The 15,259-nt window shown below is 32.0% G+C and carries 14 protein-coding genes; 1 reads left to right on the top strand and 13 read right to left on the bottom strand.

The window, feature by feature from the left end; all coding sequences use genetic code 11:
• Positions 1–66 precede the first annotated feature (66 nt).
• The 12 genes from OIF36_01490 to OIF36_01435 all read right to left on the bottom strand — a co-directional run bounded on the left by OIF36_01490 (position 67) and on the right by OIF36_01435 (position 12,450).
• On the bottom strand, positions 67–621 hold the full coding sequence (locus tag OIF36_01490; GenBank protein MCV6599144.1) for a hypothetical protein: 555 nt from the start codon (positions 619–621) through the stop codon (positions 67–69).
• 2 nt (positions 622–623) lie between these two features.
• A complete protein-coding gene (locus OIF36_01485; GenBank protein MCV6599143.1) occupies positions 624–1,469 on the bottom strand; it encodes a ParB/RepB/Spo0J family partition protein in 846 nt (281 codons plus the stop codon).
• 3 nt (positions 1,470–1,472) lie between these two features.
• A complete protein-coding gene (locus OIF36_01480) occupies positions 1,473–2,252 on the bottom strand; it encodes an AAA family ATPase (protein ID MCV6599142.1) in 780 nt (259 codons plus the stop codon).
• Entirely contained in the window at positions 2,252–2,803 is a 552-nt protein-coding gene (locus tag OIF36_01475; GenBank protein ID MCV6599141.1) for an isochorismatase family protein, read from the bottom strand. Before OIF36_01475 ends, OIF36_01480 begins: the two co-directional genes overlap by 1 nt.
• Positions 2,804–2,815: 12 nt before the next feature.
• On the bottom strand, positions 2,816–3,349 hold the full coding sequence (locus tag OIF36_01470; protein ID MCV6599140.1) for a cysteine hydrolase: 534 nt from the start codon (positions 3,347–3,349) through the stop codon (positions 2,816–2,818).
• Positions 3,349–3,957, bottom strand: coding sequence for a 16S rRNA (guanine(527)-N(7))-methyltransferase RsmG (gene rsmG / locus OIF36_01465; protein ID MCV6599139.1), 609 nt, complete (start codon positions 3,955–3,957; stop codon positions 3,349–3,351). The genes OIF36_01470 and rsmG overlap by 1 nt, the downstream gene beginning before the upstream one ends.
• Positions 3,958–4,036: 79 nt before the next feature.
• Positions 4,037–5,884 (bottom strand): tRNA uridine-5-carboxymethylaminomethyl(34) synthesis enzyme MnmG, encoded by a 1,848-nt coding sequence (mnmG, locus tag OIF36_01460; protein MCV6599138.1) that lies wholly within the window; start codon positions 5,882–5,884, stop codon positions 4,037–4,039.
• Between the two features lies 1 nt (position 5,885).
• Positions 5,886–6,689: a YmdB family metallophosphoesterase gene (locus OIF36_01455; GenBank protein MCV6599137.1), complete on the bottom strand. Its 804-nt coding sequence runs from the start codon at positions 6,687–6,689 to the stop codon at positions 5,886–5,888.
• A 91-nt stretch (positions 6,690–6,780) separates the two neighbouring features.
• Positions 6,781–8,019: a hypothetical protein gene (locus OIF36_01450; GenBank protein MCV6599136.1), complete on the bottom strand. Its 1,239-nt coding sequence runs from the start codon at positions 8,017–8,019 to the stop codon at positions 6,781–6,783.
• Positions 8,020–8,083: 64 nt separating this feature from the next.
• Complete coding sequence (gene argS / locus OIF36_01445) at positions 8,084–9,835, bottom strand: arginine--tRNA ligase (GenBank protein ID MCV6599135.1); 1,752 nt, start codon at positions 9,833–9,835, stop codon at positions 8,084–8,086.
• 177 nt (positions 9,836–10,012) lie between these two features.
• On the bottom strand, positions 10,013–11,530 hold the full coding sequence (gene gpmI, locus OIF36_01440; GenBank protein ID MCV6599134.1) for a 2,3-bisphosphoglycerate-independent phosphoglycerate mutase: 1,518 nt from the start codon (positions 11,528–11,530) through the stop codon (positions 10,013–10,015).
• A 71-nt stretch (positions 11,531–11,601) separates the two neighbouring features.
• The gene (locus OIF36_01435; protein ID MCV6599133.1) at positions 11,602–12,450 is read right to left on the bottom strand and encodes a hypothetical protein; all 849 of its coding nucleotides are present in this window, start codon (positions 12,448–12,450) and stop codon (positions 11,602–11,604) included.
• A 143-nt stretch (positions 12,451–12,593) separates the two neighbouring features.
• On the opposite strand from OIF36_01435, the gene OIF36_01430 reads away from it, so the two are divergent.
• Positions 12,594–13,493: a sugar phosphate nucleotidyltransferase gene (locus OIF36_01430; GenBank protein ID MCV6599132.1), complete on the top strand. Its 900-nt coding sequence runs from the start codon at positions 12,594–12,596 to the stop codon at positions 13,491–13,493.
• Between the two features lies 1 nt (position 13,494).
• Here OIF36_01430 and recJ read toward each other — a convergent pair whose 3' ends face one another.
• Positions 13,495–15,234, bottom strand: coding sequence for a single-stranded-DNA-specific exonuclease RecJ (gene recJ, locus OIF36_01425; protein ID MCV6599131.1), 1,740 nt, complete (start codon positions 15,232–15,234; stop codon positions 13,495–13,497).
• Positions 15,235–15,259: the final 25 nt, after the last annotated feature.

Here is a 15,259-nt window from a genome sequence, read left to right as displayed (position 1 = left end):
TATTTTATTTTTTTTATTTATAAACATAAGCACAACATAAATGTTTTTATAGAATCTGTCAATTTATTAATTCTTTTTGCAGTATGTAAGAGCAATAAAAGGTTGCATATTGTTAACAGGCTCTGCATCACTGTTTCCTAAATCTATTGTGTAAGGTCTAGGTGGGTATCTGGTGCAGTGTTTTTGTCTATCTATACATTCTTCACTAACAACTGAAGTATCAGCAACCATAACATAAGGAGGAGTCTTATCCTCTTTTACCTTTAGAGATATTCCTTGAAGTTGTATTCTTTCTTTTTTTATATTTTTAGCACTTATTTCTGTAGTCTCAGATCCTCCGACTTGATTGTTTCTATAAGTTGAACCGTTTCTGTTTCCTGTTCCTACAATAACTCTGCCAGCACCTTTTCTCCATACTGACCAACCAGCGGGACAAGAGCCTCCCAAATCAAACGGCATAACTGCACCTGATGGAATAGATTCTCCTGATGAGCTGTTTAAAGCTCCAGTTCTTCCTGTCTTTTCTGATATTCTTGATCTGTACTCATCAAGTGATGATTGAGCTTTAACTGTTGAGCTTAATAATAAAAATAATATGGTGTATAATAGTTTGTTTTTCATAATTATTTTCCTAATCTGTTTAATATTTTTTCTAAGTCAGAGAATGACTCGTAAGAGATTGTTACACTTCCCTTGTTGTATGATTCTTGGTTTACAAAAGCATTTAATTTAGTTTTCTTTTGAATTCTTGCAACAATATCAGAAGCTGACATGTTCTCAACTCTTATTTTTTCATTGTTCGGGCTAATTTTAGAGCCTTTCTTTTGAGAGGCAACTAGTTTTTCAGTTTGTCTAACTGATAGTTGTTTGCTCATTATTATTTTTGCTAGTTCTTCAGGCTCCTCTGCTGATAGTAAAGCTCTTGCATGTCCCATAGATATGTCTTCATTCTCTAGCATTTGTTTGATAACATCTGGCAGATTAAGTAGTCTTAAAAGATTGGCGATATGAGAACGGCTCTTGTCTACAGCTTTACCTATTTGCTCTTGAGTATAACCAAACTCATCCATCATTTTTTTATAGCCTAAAGCTTCTTCAATGGATGATAAATCTTCTCTTTGAAGATTTTCGATTAAAGCTATTTCAATTGCTTGATTATCGTTAAAGTTTTTTATTACAACAGGGACAGTGCTTAATCCTGCTAACTTAGAGGCTCTATATCTTCTCTCTCCTGCAATAATTTCATATTTATTATCGTCAATAGCTCTAACTAATAAAGGTTGTAATACTCCATTCTTTTTGATAGATTCAGCAAGAGACTTCAAGTGTTCTTCTTTGAACTTATGTCGTGGTTGGTATTTACCCGGAGATAATAATTCTAAAGAAAGCTCTTTTTCTTCGAGTTTTTCATCATATATTAAATCTGCATCTCCTAATAATGCTGATAATCCTTTTCCTAAGTTTCCCATTTCTTAATTTACTCCTTCTTCTCTCTTTACTAACTCTCTAGCTAGGTTTATATATGCTTTTGACCCAAGGCATCTGTGATCATAAAGTAATGCAGGAACACCATGAGATGGAGCTTCTGACACTTTAATATTTCTTGGTATAACTGTGTTGAAAACTTTGTCTTTAAAGTAATCTCGGACATCTTTTTCAACATCTTTTGTTAGGTTGTTTCTACCGTCATACATTGTTAGAACGATGCCGTAAATATCTAGCTTTGGATTTAGCTTTTGTTTAACTTTTTGAGTTGTCTTAATTAAATAGCTTAGTCCCTCTAAAGCATAAAATTCACATTGCATAGGAACTAATAGTCCATCTGCAGCCACCAGTGAATTAAGAGTCAATAGCCCAAGTGATGGAGGGCAATCTATTAATACATAATCAAATAGATGTCCATAGTTATCAAAGGCATTTTTTAAGCGAAACTCTCTTTTGTCAGCATTAACTAATTCAACTTCAGCTCCTGAAAGGTGTATGGAACTTGATGCTATGGATAAGCCAGGGACACAAGTTTCTGCTATCGCTTCTTCCAAAGAGTTGTCATCGAAGAGGATTTCATAACTTCCTCTTTTTCTTGCTTCTCTGTCTATACCAAAGCCTGTTGAAGCATTTCCTTGAGGATCCATATCAACTATTAATACTTTTTTATCAATAGCTGCCAAAGCTGTTGCAAGGTTTATACATGTAGTTGTTTTCCCCACACCACCCTTTTGATTTGCAACCGCTAAGATTTTTGGCTTTTTCATTACATTAATATCTCCACAACTTTATGTTCAAGCTTATCTTTAATTTCATCGAAAGTTAAAACATTATCTTCTCCAATTTGTCTTCTTGCCATTTTTAGACCCATTTCGTGATTTGTTTTTCCTCTGCAACTAGCACAGGCATCAGAAATAATTATTGGTTTAACTCTAAAGTCAAATAGGTCTAGAGCTGTTTTATATACAGAAACATCTGTCTGCAATCCACATACATAAACTGTATCTATTTTATTCATTTTTAAATACATTTTTAACTTCCAGTTTAATTTACTATAGCCTATAGTTTCATGAACTTTCATGTTGTTGCTCTTGTTAATAGCAAGCTCTAAGTATTTTTTATCTTTATGTTTAGAAAAGTTATGCCAGTGCAATACTTCCTTATATAGAGCTTTATCAGAATTGAAAAATACTGATGTGAAGATTACATCAAAATAACTAGATATTTCATCAATTCTACTTAATGCTTTCTCTGTGTTTTTATTTTTAAATCCATTTTGTGGATCTACTATTATTAAAACTTTTTTATCTTTTTTCATTATATCCTCCTTTTAAATTTTTGGTCCTTGTTTTAAGTCGTTTGACTTAACTATTTGATTTTTACCGAATGCTCTAATCATTGTTTTTATGCCCTGAGAGTGCAAGTTGTCGCCACCATGGCTAGCACAAGCATCTTCTATTATAAAGGGTGCTATTTTGCTATCCCACATTGCAAAGGCTGTGCTGCTTACACACATGTCTGTATCTACTCCACATATATATACTTTAACAGATTTTTTACTTATATATCTTTTTAATTTAGGAGTTAATTTATTATATTTATCTGTTTCATAAAACACAACTTGCTTGCCCTTTGGTATTTTTATTGCAAGTTTTCTATCCTCAGATGAGTTTTTATCACATCTATCCCAGTGTCTTATTGTTTTGAAAAGAGAGTTTTTCTTATTAAAGAACTTTGCAACCCAGATATCATCAAATTCTGGTATTATTTCTTCTTCTATTTTTTTTAACACATCTTTTGTGTGCTCGTTTTTAAATTTATTTAAAGGGTCTATTATTAATAATAGATTTTTTTCTTTTTTCATTATTTTTTCTCCTTTAATCGCTCGATTTTCACGACCTTCGCTTCATTAGAGGTCATGCTTTTGAATGTTTGAGCCTGAAAATCGAACTGTTCCTGTGCTTTTTTTATCTCTTCTTCTGCTGTTTTACCTTTTAAAAACAGATACTTAGTTTCTTTTTTCGTTATGTTTTTTGAGAGATTTAAAAGTAGGTCTATTTTTGCTAAAGCTCTAGATGTAATTATATCTGCTTTTAAATTATTAACTTTTTCTATTCTTTTGTTAATAATGTTTATTTTTGTTTCTGTTTGCTTTGCTACTTCTGCCATGAATAAGCATTTTCTTTCATCGCTTTCTATAGCACTTACATTTGTGTATCCCGCTATTGCTAAAACCAAAGGGGGAAACCCTCCTCCGCTACCAAGGTCAACAATTGAAACATCTTTGTCTTTAGGTAAGTAATCTATTAATTGTAGAGAGTCTAGAATATGTCTTTCCCAGGCATTTTCTATAGTGTTTTTACTAACTAGGTTGATAGCTTTTTGCCATTTTTTCAACAAAGCTTCATATTTTTTTAATTTTTTTAGTGTTTCACATGAAACATTTTTTTCTAAATCAGATAAGTTTTTCATATATAAAATATATAACTAAAAAATGGTAAAGTAAAGAAAAAAGTTAAAATATGTTTTTTCAGTGTTTCACATGAAACATTTATTGTTTTTTTACATATCTTAATAGAGCAATTATAGCAGCAGGAGTTACTCCCGATATTCTAGAGGCCATTCCAATAGTGCTTGGTCTTGCTTGCTCCAGTTTTTGAATTATTTCATTTGATAAAGACCCTATATCAAAGTAATTTATATTGTCAGGAATTTCTAAAGCTTCATCTTTTTTAAAGGCTTTAATATCTGCTTCAATTCTTTTTAAATAACCCGAGTATTTAGCATCTATTTCTATCTGGTTTTTAATTTCTGCTGGTATTTCTTTTAATTCACTCCACACACTTTCGATGTCGTTAAATGAAATGCTAGCAAATGTCAATAAATCAAAAGCTGTTCTTCTTTTACCATCTTTGTTTATTTCTATACCTTTTTTAGAAAGCTCATTTGGAGTTGCATTTAAGCTATTAAGCATTACTTTGCTCTCAATCAATATTTTCATTTTTTGATGAAAGAATTCAACTCTTTCAGGAGAAATACAGCCTACTTCTTCACCTTTTTTGGTAAGTCTTTGATCTGCATTATCTGCTCTTAAAACCAAGCGATATTCTGCTCTTGATGTAAACATTCTATAAGGTTCTTTTGTCCCTTTTGTGATTAAATCATCTATCATTACTCCAATGTAGGCATCTGACCTATCTAATATAAACTTTTTGTCTATTTCTTGTGATTTTAAGGAAGCATTTACACCTGCAATTAATCCTAATCCTCCAGCCTCTTCATAACCTGTTGTTCCGATTATTTGTCCCGCTAAAAACAAGCCTTTTATTTTCTTTGTTTCTAGTGTCGCTTTTACTTCTCTTGGATCAATGAAATCGTACTCAATAGCATAAGCTGGTTGAGTCATAACTGCATTTTCTAATCCTGGAATAGTTTTTAAAAATTTTTCTTGTACATCGACTGGTAGAGATGTTGAAATACCATTTGGATAAACTAAATTAGAGTTTAATCCTTCAGGCTCTAGGAATACTTGATGTCTTTCTTTGTCGGCAAATCTTGTTATTTTGTCTTCTATTGATGGGCAATATCTAGGTCCTACCCCTTCAATTTGTCCTGTGAATAAAGGGGCTCTGTCGAAGTTTTCTCTTAATATCTTATGGCCTTCTTCATTTGTGTATGTAATTGCACAAGATATTTGAGGTGTTGTAACCTCTTTAGTCATATATGAAAAAGGAACAGGAGGTATATCTCCTTTTTGCTCTTCTAATATATCCCAATTTATAGTATCTCTTTGTATTCGGCAAGGAGTCCCTGTTTTAAGTCTATCAATATTGAAGCCCACTCCTTGTAAAGATGGGGTTAGGCCTTTGCATGTTGGGTCATTTACTCTACCACCTTCTTTAGTTTCTGTACCTATGTGCATTACACCATTTAAGAATGTACCTGTGGTTAGTATAACGGCTTTTGAGTTGTATTTATCACCATTTTTGTCAACAACTCCTTTTATTTTTCCGCTTTCTATAATCAGGTCTTCAACAGCGGTCTCTATTATGTCTAAGTTGTTGTAATTATTAAGTATTCTTTGCATTTCTGCTTTATATAAGTCTCTGTCGGCTTGAGCTCTAGGTCCTTGCACAGCAGGTCCTTTAGATTTATTAAGAACTCTAAATTGAATTCCTGCTTTATCTATTACTTTTGCCATTAGACCATCTAAAGCATCTATTTCTCTAACGATATGACCTTTGCCTAATCCTCCTATTGCAGGATTGCAAGACATTTCTCCAATTGTTGATTTCTTATGTGTTATTAAAGCTGTTTTAGCTCCAGCTCTAGCACTAGCTGCAGCAGCTTCACAGCCAGCATGTCCACCACCTACTACAATTACATCGTATTCTATCATTTTATAATTCAACTCTTTCTAAAAAACCATCAATTTTAATTTGTTCTACTGATTTACATAAACCGCTTTCATCTGTTTCAAATATGCAAGCAACAAAAGAAGCTTCCCCCTTTGAAACTTCAAATGGACCATTAGGAACTTTAGATATTAGCTTATGTAGACCTCCTTCGGTTTTCATTCCAATCATAGAGTTATAATCTCCACACATTCCTGCATCAGTTATATAACCAGTACCTTTTTCCATTATGTGCAGATCTGCAGTAGGAACATGAGTATGAGAGCCCGCAACAGCAGAAACTCTACCGTCTAAATAATGCCCAATCCCCATTTTTTCACTTGTAGCTTCTGCATGAAAATCTACAAAAATGGCATCAATATTATTCCCTAAAGAGAATTTCTCCATTATTTTATCTGCAGCAACAAACGGAGAATCATAAGTATCCATATAAATTTGTCCAATTAAATTTATTACCAGAATTTTTTTACCATTTTTTTCATAAACTTCAAAACCTCTTCCAATTGAACCTAAAGGAAAGTTCTCAGGTCTTAAAATTCTTTTATCTGATGATATAAAGTGAAATCCTGCTCTGTTTTTAAAAGTGTGGTTTCCTCCTGTAAAGCAGTCTATACCCGCTTCAAAAAGAGGCTTACATTGCTCTTCTTGTATTCCGTATCCGTGAGAAATATGCTCTCCGTTTGCTACCACAAAGTCAATGTTTTTTTCTTTTATTAATGTTGGTAGATGTTTAATTATTGACTTTCTTCCAGTTTTGCCAATTACATCTCCGATAAATAATATCTTCATAAAATATCTTTCTAACTCAATTGTATTGAGATTTTCATTATAACATAAAAAATATATTTTTCAATAGTGCTTATTTAAATGCTTTTAAGGCTTATTTTAGATGTTCTGGGAAGAATATCATAAGTATGCCTAGAATTACTAATATAGAGCCTCCTATAAGCTTACAAATTCTCATATACTTGTCTCCAACATATTTGTCTATAGCAAATATTGCTAGTCCAAATACGATAAAGTCATCTATCATGAAGAATACATCATACAAAATAATATAAACTTGCTTCATGAACCCTGATATTCCTGCATTTGCTAGAACTTGAGAAAACACCGCTGGTATCCCTGCAGAGCACATAAACTCCATAGAGTTTACAACAAAAGCAAGTCCAATTAAGCTTAGAATTGTTGCAACAGTTATTTCTGCATGAGCAAGACTCTTAATCTTATTTTTTGTTCTGTTTTTGCTTTCTAGATTTCCCACTTTGCAAATCATGTCTTCTTTTAGGAAGTATTGTTTTAAATCCATTAATCCAAAGTAAATAGCCACTATACCAATTATTAAGCTAACAATTCTTATAGCACCAACCATTAGGAATGCTGATAACCAGAAGTTTAGCAAAATATAGTAAAGTATAGCTTCTGCAGTAACAAATGTTCCTACGATTAGCCACATTTTCTTTTTATCTTTCATTGTCATTATTATAGATATTAGATATATTAATACCCACATAGCACAAGGATTGAAACCGTCAACTAGACCTAAAGTTATAGCTAGAAGAGGAAGGGATTTATCTAAAGAAACTACACCAAAAGAAGTCTCTATTTGCTTTAGCTCTTCTGATTTAGAAGTATCTTCTACAGAGCTAGTTTTTTTTTTGCTCTCATTGGAGAAGAAAGCATTATCTATAGTTTCTTCAATTTTCTTTCCTACACCTTGAGGATTATCAAAGCCTATAATAACTTCTTCATTGATGAAGATTGTAGGAGTTCCTAATCGATTAGGATTATGTCCTGCCATAATCATATGTTCTTTAAATCTAGCAAGCTCAACATCTTTTGTTATATCGTGTGAATCGAATGTAACTGTAGGATATTTTTGTTTTAGCTCATCTTCAACAAAGTCTTTTAAATCATGACAATGAGGGCAATAAGGAGATTCAAAAATCTTAACAATCTGCGATGAATTCTGCTCAACTGCTTCAATAGAAGTTGTCTCCTCAATAGTATCAGAGTTGAAAATCGTTGTTTGATTCTCCGTTACTAAGAATATAAACAGAGCTGTTAATATAGCTAGAACTGCTGATTGAAATTTATTTTGTTTAATCCAATTTATCATTTTATTTCCTCTTTCATTTTTTGTATTAAAAGAATATAGACCTTTTGTTTTTAAAAGTCAATTTCTATCCTCTTAGCATTTTGTAAGGGCTTTCAATTCCCAATAATCCTAAAGAAGTTATTAATATTTCTCTAACTGTTTTAGCTAAGTGCAGACGAGATAATTTTTCTTCCTCATTTTCATTATTAAGTATTGGGCAAGCTGTATAAAAAGAGCTAAAGCTTTTAGCTAACTCATAAGAGTAATCAGCTATAAAGTAAGGATCTTTGTTTTCATAAGCCTTACTTACTGCTTTAGCGAAAGCATCTATTTGTATAGAAAGAGCTCTTTCTTCTTTTTCTTTTATAACTATTTTAGAATCTAGAGCAAGTCCTTCTGCTTTATCTAAAATTGAATTTATTCTTGCTATTGCATATTGCATATAAGGGCCTGTTTTACCTTCAAACGATAAGATAGCATCCATGTCAAACACATAGTCGGAAGTTCTAGGGTTTTTCATATCATTGAATTTTAGAGCTCCAACAGATATTTGTTTTGCTAAAGTGTTAATTTCTTCTTCTGAGTGTTCTGCTCCTGCTTTTGGAAGTATATCTTTTGCTTTATTGAAGGCTTCTTCTATTAAAGATCGAAGAGTAGCAACTCCTCCATCTCTAGTAGCGAAAGGTTTTCCGTTTTTCCCATTTACAGTTCCAAATCCACAGAAAACAATTGGATTGTTTTCTTTTATTATTTTAGACTTTTTAGCCGCTAAAGATATTTGTTCCATATGTAAGCTTTGTCTTGCATCCATAAAGTATAAAACTTTATCAGCTTTGTAATGATTTATTCTTCTGTGTAATGCTGCTAAATCAGAAGAGTGATATGTATATCCCCCATCTGTTTTAACTATCAGAACAGGAGGTAAAGTTTTATTTGTTTCAAATTCTTTTAATGAAATAATTTTAGCTCCAGAGTCCATTTCAGTATAAGGTTCTAGTTCTGCCATTAGATAGTTATCAAGAATATCTTGAGCCATAGACTCACCTTCCCAAACATCAAAGCTAATGTCTAGTCTAGATAGTAATTGTTTTAGATCATTAATAGATATGTTAACAAAATGTTTCCATAAGGCTCTGTATCCTGCTCGTCCCCCTTGTAGCTCAGCTGTAGCAATCCTTGCTTTTGTCGCTGCTTCTTCATCTTCTTTACAACGAAGGTTAGCCCTTACATATAAAGCTCCTAACTCTTCAACTGTTAAAGGTGATTCTTCAGGATAATCCTCAGTCTTGTTTTTATCGAAATAACATAACTCTGGTTGCTCTATTTCTAATTCACAAATTATTTTACCTAATGGAGTTCCCCAATCTCCCAAGTGGTTGTCTGCAATTGTTTCGTTTCCACAAAATTGTTCGATTTTCTTCACAGATTCTCCAATTACAGAACGAAGGTGTCCTACATGAAGCTCTTTAGCTAGATTAGGAGAACAATAATCTAACATAACAGTTTGTTTTGCATCATATTTAACAAAACCATGTTTTTTATCGCTATCAATTTGCTCTACAACGGAAGATAGGAAATAATTTTTTAGAGTCAGGTTTATAAATCCTGGCCCCGCTATTTCAGCAGACTCAATAACATCACTGTTTTTTAAATTTTCAACAATTTCAGAAGCGATTTCTCTAGGATTTCTTCCTGCTTTTTTTGCTAATGGTAGTGCATCATTACACTGAAAGTCAGCATGAGTCGAAGGCTTAACACCTAGTAAATCTTCATTAAATCCAGCTTTTTCAAAAGCCGTTTTAATCACTTCATTTATTTTGTTTTCTATTAATGTCATTTCTATTTTTCCTTTCATTTTACCGTTAGGCAAAATTCCTTTAAACTCGTTATTCTGAACGGGCTTTGCCGTGAGCTAGAATCTCGAAATTTTATAAGAGATAAAATAAAACCCCTTATAACTAAGGGGTTTTATACAACAAATAAATTTAATTTGCAAGCCTATTAAATAAACTAACTAGAAAAGACTTTCTTCAGTCATTTCTGCAGGCTGTTCAACCTCCATTAATTTTAATATTGTTGGAGCAATGTTAGCAAGTTTCCCGCCCTCTGGCATTAGATTAACATCTCCACATTCAATTGCAATTAAAGGAACTAGATTAGTTGTGTGAGCAGTGAATGGGCAATTGCCTTCTTCATCCCACATTTTTTCACTATTACCGTGATCAGCAGTCATAAGCATCGCACCACTTTGAGATTTAACAGCCTCTACAACTTTACCTACACATGTGTCAACTGTTTCTACAGCTTTAACAGCAGCTTCAAGAACTCCAGTGTGTCCAACCATATCGCAGTTAGCAAAGTTCACAACTACTAAGTCATATTTTCCAGAGTTAATAGCATCAACTAATTTGTCGCAAACCTCTGGAGCAGACATCTCTGGTTGTAAATCATAAGTTTCAACTTTTGGAGAATTTACAAGAATTCTATCTTCTCCTTCATATACTTTTTCTTCTCCACCATTTAGGAAGAATGTTACATGAGCATATTTCTCTGTCTCTGCAATTCTTAATTGGTTTAATCCCTTGTCAGAAACAACTTTACCAAGAACATTTTTTAACTCTTCTGGAGGAAAGATTGTGTCCATAAAATCATTATGTTCAGATGAGTATTCAGTCATCCCTGCTTTTGTTGAGAATTCTATAACTTTATCCCTATCAAAACCTTCGAAGCTTTTTTGGAATAATGCTTTTGTGATTTCTCTAGCTCTATCAGCACGGAAGTTAGCAAAAATGAAAGCATCTCCGTCTTCCATTCCTTTATATCCTTCAATAACACAAGGTATCACAAACTCATCAGTTTTCCCGTTTTCATATGAGTCTTTTATTGCTTTATCTGCACAACAGAAAGATTCTCCTGTTGCTGAAACTATAGCATTATAAGCAGGTTCTACACGATTCCAGTTGTTGTCTCTATCCATCCCATAAAAACGACCAGCTATTGTAGCTATAGAAACATTTTCCATTTTTTCGATTCTTTTTTCAAAATCTGCTAAAAAATCTATAGCACTTGATGGAGGTGTATCTCTACCGTCAAGTAAAGCATGAACTTTTACAGTTACTCCTTGTTCTGAAAATGCTTTTGCTAAAGCTTCTATTTGGTCTATATGAGAGTGAACTCCACCTGAAGAAAGTAATCCAGATATATGGCAAGTTTTACCGTTCTCTTTAAGAGTAGCAATTGCATTTGCTAAAACTGCTTGATCTTTTAAAGTATCTTCTTTAATGGTTTTTTCAATTTTTGGTAAGTCTTGTAATACAACTCTACCTGCTCCGATATTCATGTGCCCTACTTCAGAGTTACCCATTTGACCATCTGGCAAACCAACATCTAATCCGCTCGCAGAGATTAAAGTATGAGGGTATTTCTCAAAAAGAGAATCTATGTTTGGAGTCTTTGCTAATTCAATAGCATTAAATTCTTTGTTTGGATTGTGTCCGAATCCATCTAATATACATAAAACTACAGGTTTCATTTATAGCCCTTTCTAATATTTTTTATTTCCAAGAGTTTTATACAATAAAAATAAAAAAAAAGAAAGTAATTTTATTTTACGAATCGTCTTATGACAAACCAGCTGTTTTCACTTTTGCCTAATGGAGCATGATTTAAAGGAACTTTTGTTTCAAATAGTTCTTCAAATCTTTCTCTAATTGGAGTTATTACTACTCCTCCGCCTTTACTTAATCTTGATTCAATGGTTTCTTCAGAGTTTAATATTAACACTATATGACCTTGATGAACTATTATATCAAGAGGTTTTACCATTTTAATTATATCATCAATACTTTTATCTTCTATGCCTACAGGGTCTCCAAATGTTCTTAACCAAGATGAGTTTCTAGGTGTATAGCCATCTGTTATATAGTATAAGAGTCCTGTACAGTCTAGACCTTGTAGAAAGAATTGTTTTTTGTCTTGTTTGTTTAATTTTGATAAGTCTTTACCTCTTGAATAAAATTTTCTATTTTCAGTTATTCCTTGTAAAGTGTTGCCTCCCCATATATATGGTATTAACTCTTTTTGAGTTTGCTTCTTTATCTTGTTAAGTTTTTCTAATAAATCTTCTTTGTTTGGTAAAATAAGTTTTCTAGCTCTGGGTTTTATAAACTTTGTTTTTACACTTCTAGCATCTATATAAAAATAGAAGTCTTTAGGAGTGTTCCAATATTCAGGAGTTTGAGCTTTATATAATTCTATATTATTAACCTTAATTTTTTCTGCAATCTTCCATACTGTCCCAGGGAATGTTTGAGCTTCAATCTCTCTAACAAGATTTGATTTATCTCTTGCTATTAGCTTGTTATCTTTTATTTCATAAGCTTTATATAAATCTTTAGTGTTATAAATTGTTGTGGGTATAACTGATATAGCATAGTTCCCAAATAAGTGCACAATAATAAATGTAGCAAATATTATAAATAGCAATATATATAGTTTATTTTTTCTCATAATTACAAATTGTAATTGTTTTAGAATTTAATTGCAATATTTTTATTGTTGCTATAGAAAATAAATATATTAAAAAGGAGAATAATATGACAACAATAAATGATATAGAATTTATAATACCATGTGCAGGATTAAGTACAAGAAATTATCCTCAATCAAAAGGACTTCCTCATAAATCTTTACTGCCATTTGGCTCTTATAGATTAATAGATCATATTCTGAAAGATATATTTAAAATAGGTGGAAGAAACATAACTATAATAGTTTCAAATGAAGAAGTTATACATGCTTTTAAAAATGCTTTTAAAGATGATTCTGATATACAGAAAAAATTAGAAGCTAAGGGCAGATTTGATATTCTAGATGTTGTAAGAGAAGTGGAAATTCCAGAGGATGCAGATATAAAATATGTTATTCAAGAGAAAGCTTTGGGGACGGGGCAGTGTTTAGCTCTTGCTTATGACCAATCAGAAGGAAGACATGGTGTTATGATCTTCCCAGATGATATCTATATATCAAAAGATGAAAGTAATACAAATTTAAATAAATTTATTAATAACTTCTTAAATGATGACAAAAGAATATTGGTTCAGGGCATTAAAAGAGAAGATGTATCTAATAATGCTATATTAGTAGAGGGAAGACTTGTTGAAAAGCCGAAGAATCCAACTACAAATATTGGAGGATTTTCTCCTGTAGCTATTCCTAAAGAGTGCATGAAAAATACTCATGAAATAATATCTAAATATATAGCAGAAGTTGAAGAGCATAATCAAGAGTGGTTTCATGTTGATGCAATTAATGACTTCTTAGATAAGTATGAAAATGAAGGTTTTTCTATTGATATGCCTGTAAAGGATGATGAGGATTTATATATGGATACAGGGTCAAGACCTCTTTATGAAAAAGCATTTTTGAGATCTTTAATCCTTCTTTCAAAAGATAAAGAACAACATATGGAAGAAATAAAAGAGTTTCTAAATTAGCTTATTTTGCATCTTCTATAATTAATTGAATTGTTTCTCGACCGTTCCAAGAGTTTGTATTTAAAGTTCCAACAACTGATATTGGATTGTTGGACTTATCTAATAGGAAGTCTCCTATTTTTGTATCTATAACATTAAAGGCAATGGCTTCTAGGGTTCCTTTTGTATATGGGGAACTTAGAAAACATTTGATATGTTTGCCAGCTAATACGATTGTTTTGGCTATTTTTAATTCTTGAAAGCAGAATCTAGGTTGAGGATTTCCATTCCCAAATGGAGACATTAAATCTATAGCTTCTATTAAATCTTTGTTCGCTCCTTTTATAGATATTACAGAATCTATTTTTAAAGTTTTTACTATTTCTTTGCCATCAGTAGCTTTTGCTATTTGTTTACTTATAAAGTTCTTAACTTCTTCGATTCTATCTATATCACAAGAGAAACCTGCAGCCATTTTATGACCGCCTCCGTCTTTTATAAGACCTTTTTGTTTTCCAAGTACTACTATGGCTCCAATATCTACACCACTTACAGACCTTCCTGAACCATAAGCAACTCCTTTTTCACAGCATAATACAAAAGAAGGCTTATTAAATTTTTCTTTTAGTCTTGATGCAACAATTCCTAAAACTCCACTATGCCAATCAGGATTATATACAAATGAAAGATTGCTTTTTAGCTCTCTGTTTTCAATTTCATCGCTTAAATAGGCTAGAGCTTCTTCATGTATTCGACTCTCTATTTCTTTTCTATCTTCGTTTAGGCTATTAAGCTTTTTAGCAATTTCAAAAGCTTCATTATAATTTTTTGAAGTCATTAATTTTGTTGCTAAGAAAGACTCTCCTAATCTGCCTCCAGCATTTATTCTTGGGCCAAAAACATAACCTAAATGATAAGTGTCTATCTTTTTGTTTATGTCTAATAAATCTATTAAAGCTTTTAAACCGCAATTGCTTTGTTTGTTTAGAATCTTTAGCCCTTGAGACACAAAAACTCTATTTATATCTACTAGTTTCATAACATCACATATAGTTCCTAAAGCAACTAAATCTAATAGGTATACTAAATTAGGTTTTTCTCTATTTTTGAAATAACCACGATTTTCAAGCTCTCTATTTACAGCAACACAAACTAAAAATGCAACAGCAACACCAGCTATGCCATCAAGTCCAGAGTTGTCATCAAGTCTTTTAGGGTTTACAATTGCTTCAGCTTTAGGAAGCCTTTCTTCTGCCATATGATGATCTGTTATAACCACTTTTATATTTGTATTATCTATAACATCAAAAGCAGATGTTCCGCAGTCAACAGTTACTATTAAATCTGTGTCTTTTTCGAGTCTTTTAAAAACTTCTGCATTTGGACCATAGCCTTCATTTAACTTATTTGGTATATAAAAATCTACATTTGTATCTAACTGTTTTAAAAAATTTATAAATACAGATGTAGCTGTTCCTCCATCTACATCATAATCTCCATATATTACTATTTTTTCTTTTTTCTCAATAGAGTCGCAGATTATTTTACAAGCTTTTTCGCAATCTTTTAATGTGTATGGATCTGGCATTTGATCTTTTAGTGTAGGGTTTATGAATTTGTCATAATTATCAACAGTTATGTCTCTTGATACTAAAAGAGAAGCTATGTTTGCATCTATGCCTTTGACTTGCGAAAGGTGTAAAACATCTCTTTCAGATGCTTCTTTAAATTCCCATTTTTGCTTTAATACAGATAAACTCATTCTATGCTCCTCATGATTTCACAAT

This window comes from Alphaproteobacteria bacterium, from assembly GCA_025800285.1.
GTDB lineage: Bacteria > Pseudomonadota > Alphaproteobacteria > JAOXRX01 > JAOXRX01 > JAOXRX01.
Note: the sequence above shows the minus strand (reverse complement) of the source record. Positions and strands in the feature narration are given on the sequence as shown.